Origin of the sequence: Pelomonas sp. KK5 (assembly GCF_001984095.1) — a bacterium.
Classification (GTDB): domain Bacteria; phylum Pseudomonadota; class Gammaproteobacteria; order Burkholderiales; family Burkholderiaceae_C; genus KK5.
This window is the reverse complement of the sequence record NZ_LYVQ01000450.1, coordinates 1-1,864: the sequence shown is the minus strand read 5'-3', so window position 1 is coordinate 1,864 and position 1,864 is coordinate 1. Positions and strand designations below refer to the sequence as shown.

The following is a 1,864-nucleotide window of genomic DNA, read 5'->3' as shown; positions in this document are numbered from 1 at the left end:
CATCGCGCCCAATGCCGCGAGCAAGACACCGATCACGCGCATGGTGCCGGGCCTGCAGATCAACGCGCGCTTCGCCAGCGACCCGCTGGGCCAGGGCCGCTTCCTGCTGCGCCTGCCGAACGACTGGAACGGCAGCCTGGTGGTGGCCGGCGCCTCCGGCACGCGCAGCGAGTTCAACGGCGACTTCGCCTGGAGCGACTACGTGATCCAGAAGGGCTATGCCTACGCCTCGCAGAACAAGGGCGTGCTGAACCTGCAGTTCAGCACCGCGGCCGATCCGCTGGCCTGCCGGCTCAATCCGGACTCCCCCTTGTGGGTGCACTTCTACGACAACGATCCCGGCCAGGAGTTCACCCGCTGGCGCGAGTTCATGGTGCTGGCCGCCGACACCGCCCGCCGCGGCCTGCAGGCGCGCTACGGCAAGGGCCCGCGCTTCACCTATGCGGTGGGCACGTCCAACGGCGGCTACCAGGTGCGCCGCGCCATCGAGACGGCGCCCGAATACTTCGACGGCGGCGTCGACTGGGAAGGCACCTTCGTCGACCCCGACACGCCCAACCTGCTGACCGACCTGCCCGCGGCCATCCTCAACTTCCCGGACTACGTCGCCTCGGGCCGCTCGCCCACCAGCACCGCCGCCAAGAACATGATGGCCGCCGGCTACCCGCCCGACATCGTGGCCGGCGCCGCCTCGCTCTGGGGCAACTACTCGGCCTCCTTCTGGGAAGTGACCCAGTGCCAGTGGCAGAAGCGCATGGACCCGGGCTACGACACCTACGTCGCGGGCCCCGGCAACTACAACTACGTGGCGCGCCGCTCGGCCTCCGATGCCGACGACAAGCTGGCCGCCTTCGCCACGACGGGCAAGATCAGGAAGCCGCTGATCACCGTGGCCGGCACGATGGACGCGCTGCTGCCGATCGACCACCACGCCCGCGCCTATGCCCGCCGCGTGGCCGAGGCCGCCGACGACGACAACGGCCCGAAGAGCTGGCACCGCCGCCGCGACCGCGATCCGGCCTACCGGCTCTACGAGATCCAGAATGGCAACCACATCGAGACCTACAGGGACACTTTTGCCCAGCTGGAACTGATCGAGCCGCATGCGCAGCGGGCCTTCGACCTGCTGGTGCGCCACGTCGAGCAGCGCGCACCGCTGCCGCCGGACCAGTGCGTCGCGCGCGGCGGGCAGATCGCCGATGCCCCGGCGGCGGCGGCCGGTCATTGCGCCACGCTGTTCGTGCCCTGAATCCGTCCTCAATCCTGCGGACCCGGCGTGCGTGGGCGCGCCCTGCCGTCAGGGCCACCCTGCTAGCTTCCCTTCAGCAGCCATGGTGGCTGCGCCAAGGAGAGCTCGATGAAGAACGCATTGACGAGGGGGTGCCTGGCGGTCCTGCTGTTGGCTGGAGCGCTGGGCCTGTCGACCAAGGCCATGGCCACCGACTGGCCGATGACCTCCGGCGACTACTGGGACATGACCGAGGTGCACCTGAAGGACGGCGGCAGCTTTGCCTATGCCAAGTTCCTGGCCGCCGAGTGGAAGGCGGACCAGGAGTTCGCCAAGTCCAAGGGCTGGATCAAGGGCTACACGATCCTGTTCAACGCCTATCCGCGCAAGGGCGAGCCGGACCTGTACCTGGTCGTCATGTATGACAAGCTGCCCAGCGGCCCGGAGAGCGACAAGCGGGCCGATGAGTACCAGGCCTGGAAGAAGAAGTCGACCGCGCAGATGGAGAAGGAGTCGGGCGACCGCACCGAGTTCCGGGAAATCATGGGCAGCCGCATGCTGCAGGAGGCGAAGTTCAAGTAGCGCACCGGCAGAGGCTCGCCGCCGCAGGCGGCGGCGAGAATGGCGGGCATGAGC

2 protein-coding genes are annotated in these 1,864 nt (G+C 68.6%); both read left to right on the top strand.

Annotated elements, in window-relative coordinates:
• The coding region (locus tag B0W88_RS31555) for a 3-hydroxybutyrate oligomer hydrolase family protein (RefSeq protein WP_077038390.1) at window positions 1–1,249 on the top strand (1,249 nt) is incomplete at its 5' end.
• A gap of 108 nt (window positions 1,250–1,357) precedes the next feature.
• On the top strand, window positions 1,358–1,810 hold the full coding sequence (locus tag B0W88_RS31550) for a hypothetical protein (protein ID WP_077038389.1): 453 nt from the start codon (window positions 1,358–1,360) through the stop codon (window positions 1,808–1,810).
• The last annotated feature ends 54 nt before the right edge of the window (window positions 1,811–1,864 follow it).

Bases quoted from the DNA above. Each gene is read 5' to 3' on its own strand.
- B0W88_RS31550 (WP_077038389.1), top strand. From the start codon at position 1,358: ATGAAGAACGCATTGACGAGGGGGTGCCTGGCGGTCCTGCTGTTGGCT.